This window comes from Micromonospora sp. NPDC004336 (assembly GCF_053602615.1).
This window is the reverse complement of record NZ_JBSGDY010000257.1, coordinates 1-5,918: the sequence shown is the minus strand read 5'-3', so window position 1 is coordinate 5,918 and position 5,918 is coordinate 1. Positions and strand designations below refer to the sequence as shown.

6 protein-coding genes are annotated in these 5,918 nt (G+C 73.8%); 4 read left to right on the top strand and 2 right to left on the bottom strand.

From position 1 onward, the window contains the following. Nucleotides 1-454 precede the first annotated feature (454 nt). Together ACWENR_RS29090 and ACWENR_RS29085 are read left to right on the top strand one after the other, a co-directional pair. A complete protein-coding gene (locus ACWENR_RS29090; RefSeq protein WP_452280149.1) occupies nucleotides 455-883 on the top strand; it encodes an LppU/SCO3897 family protein in 429 nt (142 codons plus the stop codon). 152 nt (nucleotides 884-1,035) lie between these two features. Beyond that, on the top strand, nucleotides 1,036-2,277 hold the full coding sequence (locus tag ACWENR_RS29085) for an AAA family ATPase (RefSeq protein WP_452280147.1): 1,242 nt from the start codon (nucleotides 1,036-1,038) through the stop codon (nucleotides 2,275-2,277). A 37-nt stretch (nucleotides 2,278-2,314) separates the two neighbouring features. Here the strand turns inward: ACWENR_RS29085 and ACWENR_RS29080 are convergent, their stop codons facing one another. Continuing rightward, entirely contained in the window at nucleotides 2,315-2,860 is a 546-nt protein-coding gene (locus ACWENR_RS29080; protein ID WP_452280146.1) for a GNAT family N-acetyltransferase, read from the bottom strand. A 133-nt stretch (nucleotides 2,861-2,993) separates the two neighbouring features. On the opposite strand from ACWENR_RS29080, the gene ACWENR_RS29075 reads away from it, so the two are divergent. Beyond that, entirely contained in the window at nucleotides 2,994-3,539 is a 546-nt protein-coding gene (locus tag ACWENR_RS29075) for a DoxX family protein (protein WP_452280145.1), read from the top strand. A gap of 214 nt (nucleotides 3,540-3,753) precedes the next feature. Further along, a complete protein-coding gene (locus ACWENR_RS29070; protein WP_452280144.1) occupies nucleotides 3,754-5,193 on the top strand; it encodes a glycosyltransferase 87 family protein in 1,440 nt (479 codons plus the stop codon). 163 nt (nucleotides 5,194-5,356) lie between these two features. Here the strand turns inward: ACWENR_RS29070 and ACWENR_RS29065 are convergent, their stop codons facing one another. Then, nucleotides 5,357-5,767, bottom strand: coding sequence for a molybdenum cofactor biosynthesis protein MoaE (locus ACWENR_RS29065; RefSeq protein ID WP_452280148.1), 411 nt, complete (start codon nucleotides 5,765-5,767; stop codon nucleotides 5,357-5,359). Between the last annotated feature and the right edge of the window lie 151 nt (nucleotides 5,768-5,918).

Genomic DNA, 5,918 nt, shown 5'->3' with positions numbered 1-5,918 from the left:
CGAGCCGCAGTGGGGCCAGCCGCCGTCCGGCGGCACCGAGCCACCCACCGCACCGCAGTGGGGCCAGCCGCCGTCGGGCGGCGCCGAGCCGCCCGCCGCACCGCAGTGGGGGCAGCCGCCGTCGGGCGGCGCCGAGCCGTCGTGGGGTCAGCCCTCACCGCCGCCGACCTCCGGCTCGGGCTATCCGCCGCCGCCCAGCTCGGGAGCCGGGTATCCGCCGCCCAGCTCGGGAGCCGGCTACCCGCCGCCGCCCAGCTCCGGAGCCGGGTATCCGCCGCCGGGTGGTCAGTCGTCGGCGGAGCAGGGTGGCTACCCGCCGGCCGGGCCGTTCCCGCCGGCCGGGCCCACGCCCGCGCCGGTGGCCGGTGACCAGTGGGGCGCGCCGCCGCCCGGCGGCGGCTTCGGCACGCCGCCCGTCGCCCCGCCGGCGAAGAAGGGCGGCGGAAAGGTCGCCCTGATCATCGGCCTGGTGGTGATGCTCCTGCTCTGCCCGTGTCTCGGGATCGCCGGCTGGGCGGTCTGGCAGTCCGGCGACGAGGACGAGCCGGTGATCACGGCCCCGACGACGAGCGCTTCGGCCGCTCCGAGCACCGGGCCGACGGGCGAGCCCAGCGCGGGGCCGACCTCGGCCGAGCCGAGCCCGTCCGAGGATGACGACGACGCCTTCGCCAAGGGCGACTGCGTGGTCAACGACGGCACCGCCACCGACGCCGAGCTGCGGAAGGTGCCCTGCGGCCCGAACACGTACGAGGTGCTGCTGCGCATCCCCGGCACGACTGACGGGGACCGGTGCAAGACCCGGGCGCCGGAGTCGACGGCCAACTACGTGCACAACAACTCGATCAACGCCTTGGACTACGTGCTCTGCCTCAAGAAGCGATGATTGCCAAAACTAGGGCTGTCTAGCATGGACGCTAGACAGCCCTAGTTTTGTCTCGACGCCGATCCCGGGTCTCCGACGGCGGCCCGACACGCCGATTCCCCCATCTACGGATGTCTAGCCCCGCAGCTAGACGGCCCGATACTGTGCGATGCGTGGATCCGGTCCGCAACCCGTACGCCCCGGGCGCCGGCCAGCGCCCGCCCGAGCTGGCCGGGCGGGGACGCGAGCTGGACGTCTTCGACGTCGTGCTGGAGCGCATCGCCCGGGGCCGGCCCGAACGCAGCCTGATGCTGACCGGCCTGCGCGGCGTCGGCAAGACGGTGCTGCTCAACACCCTCCGCTCCCAGGCGATCAACCACCTCTGGGGCAGCGGCAAGATCGAGGCCCGGCCGGACCAGTCGCTGCGCCGCCCGATCGCCGCCGCCCTGCACATGGCCGTCCGGGAGCTGGCGCCCCGCCACCGCGCCCCCGACCGGATCGACGCCTTCCTCGGCGTGCTCAAGGCGTTCGCCCAGCGCACCGCGCCGGCCGGTCGCGGCACCGCCGCCCCGAAGCTGCGCGACCGCTGGCAGCCCGGCATCGACGTGCCCGCCGCCAGCGGCCGCGCCGACTCCGGCGACATCGAGATCGACCTGGTCGAGCTGCTCACCGACGCCGCCGCGGTCGCCGCCGACGTCGGCACCGGCATCGCGATCTTCATCGACGAGATGCAGGACCTCGGCCCGGAGGACGTCTCCGCGCTCTGCGCCGCCTGCCACGAGCTGTCCCAGCTCGGCGCGCCGCTGATCGTGGTCGGCGCCGGGCTGCCGCACCTGCCGGCCGTGCTCAGCGCCGCCAAGTCCTACTCGGAGCGGCTCTTCCGCTACCAGCGCATCGACCGCCTCGACCGGATCGCCGCCGACCAGGCGCTCTGCGCGCCGGCCGAGCGCGAGGAGGTCGAGTACGAGCAGAAGGCCCTCGACCTGCTCTACGAGAAGTCCGGCGGCTACCCATACTTCGTCCAGGCGTACGGGAAGGCGACCTGGGACCACGCGCCCCGCTCGCCGATCACCGCCGCCGACGTGCGGGTCGCCGCGCCCGAGGCGGAGGCCGAGCTGGCGGTCGGCTTCTTCGGATCCCGATTCGAGCGGGCCACCCCGGCCGAGCGCGAATACATGCGGGCGATGGCCACCCTCTCCCTGGTGGAGGGGGAGACCGACGGCGGCGGGCGGGACGACATGGACGCGGCCGTCCCGACGGCGGAGATCGCCCGCGCCCTCGGGCGCAAGCCGGCCAGCCTCTCCCCGGCGCGGGACGCGCTGATCAAGAAGGGCCTGATCTACTCGGGTGAGCGCGGCACGGTCGCCTTCACCGTCCCCCACTTCGGCCGCTACCTGCGCACCCAGCCGGCCTGACCCCGCCGGCCGGCTCGAAGGTGGGCCGGCGCGGAGGTCAGACCTTCGACCAGGGCGGGGGGAAGACGACCTCGCCCCGGGGCGGCGGGCCCTCGCCGCTGGTGGTCGGCGGGAGCACCAGGGCCTGCCACGGGTCGCCGAGGCCGGACCAGGGGCTGGTCAGGCCCATCCGGTCGGCCCTGCCGAAGCCGAACCGGTGGTAGTAGGACGGGGCGCCGAGCACCACCACCAGCCGCTCGCCCAGCTCGGTGGCCGCGTCCAGCGCGGCCTGGACCACCGCCGAGCCGAGCCCGATCCGCTGCCGGTGCGGGGCGACCGCCACCGGGCCGAGCGCCAGCGCCGGGGCGGTTTCGGCGTCGGATCTCACCCGCACCCGGGTCAGCAGGGCGTAGCCGACGACCTCGCCGCCGTACTCGGCGACCATCGCCAGCTCGGGCACCCAGGCGTCGCTGTCGCGCAGCTCGTCGACCAGTTCCACCTCGGGCGGCGTGGCCACGTCGGGCCGGGCGAAGGCCGCGGCCAGCACCCGACGGACCGCGCCGGCGTCGGCCGGGTCCTCGGGTCGCAGCCGCAACGTCGTCACTCGGGGGACGTTACCCCTCGTCGCCGGTCCATCAGCGACGGTCGCTCGAATCGGCGTGGCGGATGTCCACGTCGACCGATCCGGATCGGCGGTTGCGGGGGTAGTCGCGCCGGTGACGGGGTATGACTGAGCCATGAAACCCGTGCGCTCCCTCGCCCGCGCCATGTTGAGCGGCATCTTCGTGGTCAGCGGGTTCCACAACTTCAAGAACCCGGGGCGGCTGGTCCCCGCCGCCAAGCCGGTGACCGACCGGGTCACGCCGCTGCTGGAGAGGACCGACCCGCGCATCCCCACCGACACCGAGACGCTCATCCGGGTCAACGCGGCCGTCCAGGTCGGCGCCGGCCTGATGCTCGCCACCGGACGCTTCGCCCGGCCGGCGGCGCTGGTGCTCGCCGGTACGCTGGTCCCGGTGACCATCGCCGGGCATCCCTTCTGGAACACCGACGACCCGGCGGCGCGCAACAACAACCAGATCCACTTCCTGAAGAACCTGGGCCTCTTCGGCGGGCTGCTGCTCGCGGCGGCGGACACCGGCGGCAAGCCGGGTCTGCGCTGGCGGACCGGTCACCGGATCGGCCATTCCCGACGTTCCGTGCAGCGGGCCGTCCGTATCGCCCGCAGGGAGGCCCGAATCGCCGTACGATCGGCAGCGACGGCCCGACGACTCCCCGGCTGACCTGCGTCTATTCCTCCCCTCCGCCGGTCCCACCCGCCAACGCCCACGAATCACCTGAACCACCCGGTAGGCGTTAACGCGGTGGAAATGTCAAAAACATGTGTGGGATCGGACACGGTCGCATAACGCGGGAGGCATTAACGTGAGGCGCCGTTCTAGGCTCCGTGCAGGACCTGGACGGGTAGGACGACCTTGGTACGGGGGTGGCCACGCCATGCCGGCGACCGTCGGAAGACGGGTGGGCCGCCTCGCCCCAGTCCGTCGCGTAACGCGTGGGATCGATCGTAGGACAGTCGTACGGACCGGCATCGTGGCCGCCGTCGCCTTCGCCGCATGGCTCGCCATCGGTGCTTTCGGGCGGCCGTACAACTTCTTCGACATGAAGATCTACCACGGCGCGGTGGTGTGGTGGGCGAGCGGTCACGAGCTCTACGAGTTCATCGCACCCGGCACCACCCTGGGTTTCACCTACCCACCGTTCGGCGGTCTGGTCATGTTGCCGATGGCGCACCTGCCGGTCGAGCTGGCCGGGACGGTCAACGCGCTCGCCAGCATCGCCGCCCTGGCGATCGTGCTGGCCGGCCTGCTCCGCCCGATTGTCGACCGGCTCGGCTGGCCGCTCTGGTACACCGTCGCGATCGCGACGCCGCTGGCGGTCGCCATCGAACCGGCCCGCGAGACCCTCGGCTACGGCCAGGTGAACCTGCTCCTCTTCGCACTGATCATGGCCGACCTGATCGGCCTGCGCTGGCGGTCGCGCCGGGGCGCCGACGTCGCCGAGGCCGACGGCCCGCTGCTGCGCTTCGTCTACAGCGGCGCGTGGGCCGGCGTCGGCATCGGCCTGGCCACCGCGGTCAAGCTCACCCCGGCCCTGTTCATCGCCTACCTGGTGCTCACGCGGCAGTGGCGGGCGGCGGCGACCGCGGTCGGCACGGTGGTCGCCGTGACCATCGGCTCCTTCGCCGTCGTCGGCACCGAGTCCCGGGCCTACTTCGGCGGCGTGCTCTGGCAGACCGAGCGGGTCGGGGCCGCCGACATGACGCCGAACCAGTCGCTGGCCGGCCTGCTGGCCCGGCTCTACGACTCGATCGAGACGCCCGGACTGCTCTGGCTGTCGTTCGCCGTGCTGATGCTGGCGCTCGGTCTGTCCCGGGCCGCAAGCGCGCGCGCCGACGGCGACGAGCTGACGGCGTTCACCCTGGTCGGCCTCACCACCAACGTGATCAGCCCGATCTCCTGGACGCACCACCTGGTCTGGGTCATCCCGGCGATCATCGTGCTGGCCGACGCCGCCGTACGCCGACGGGACGCCAGTCGGGGGCCGGCACAGCGCTCCGGCCAGGGCCCGTACGGCGGGCTGCCGGGCGTGAACGGGCTGCGCCCGCCGATCTGGTACCCCACCCTCACCGGGCTGCGGCACGGCGTCGCGGCGGTCGGGCTCTACCTGCTCTTCCTGGTCTCCCCGATCTGGCCGTACGAGCACCAGCTCCCCGAGGTGTCGCACTACCAGGACGGCCTCTTCGGCGCCCTGATGGAAAACTCGCTGGCGTTGGCGCTGATCGTGCTCGTCGCCGCCCTGCCGTGGCGGCCCGGGGCCGAGCCGGCCTTCTACGGCGACCGCATCGGCCGCCAAACCGCCCTCGTCCGCCGCTGAGCGGCCCCCCGCTGGTCCGCCGCTGAGCGGGCGGGCCGCGTCAGGCCGCGCTCCTCCCTCGCCGAGCGGACGGGCCGGCGTCAGACCACGCTCGTCCCTCGCCGAGCGGACGGGCCGGCCTCAGGCCGCGCTCGTCCGCGCCCAGCGGGCCGGCCGGCCGGCGTCAGGGGCAGTTCACCCACTCCTCGGTGCCGTCGGCGAACACCTGCCGCTTCCAGATCGGCAGCCGCGCCTTGACCTCGTCGACCAGCCGGGCGCAGGCCTCGAACGCGGCGGCCCGGTGGGCGGTGCTGACCGCCGCCACCAGGGCCACGTCGCCGATGGCGAGCGGGCCGATCCGGTGCGACACGGCGACCGCGTACACGTCGGGGTCGGCGGCGATCTCGGCCGCCACCTCGCGCAACACCCGCTCGGCGCTCGGGTGGCCCTCGTACTCCAGGCTGGTCACCGCGCGGCCGTGGTCGTGGTCGCGGACGACGCCCTGGAACGACACGACCGCGCCGGCCCGCCGGTCCCCGACGGCCGCCTCGTGCGCCGCCAGGTCGAGCGGCCGGTCGGTGACCTCGCCGTAGATGGTCGGCCGGTCATCGCCCGGGCGGCCCGAGGCGTCCGCGAGCCGGCCCGACGGGTCGATGAGTCGGCCCGAGGCGTCCGCGAGCCGGCCGGACGCGGGTAGGTGCGCTCGACACCGACACCGAAGCTGATCTTGCGGACCGAGAAGGTCT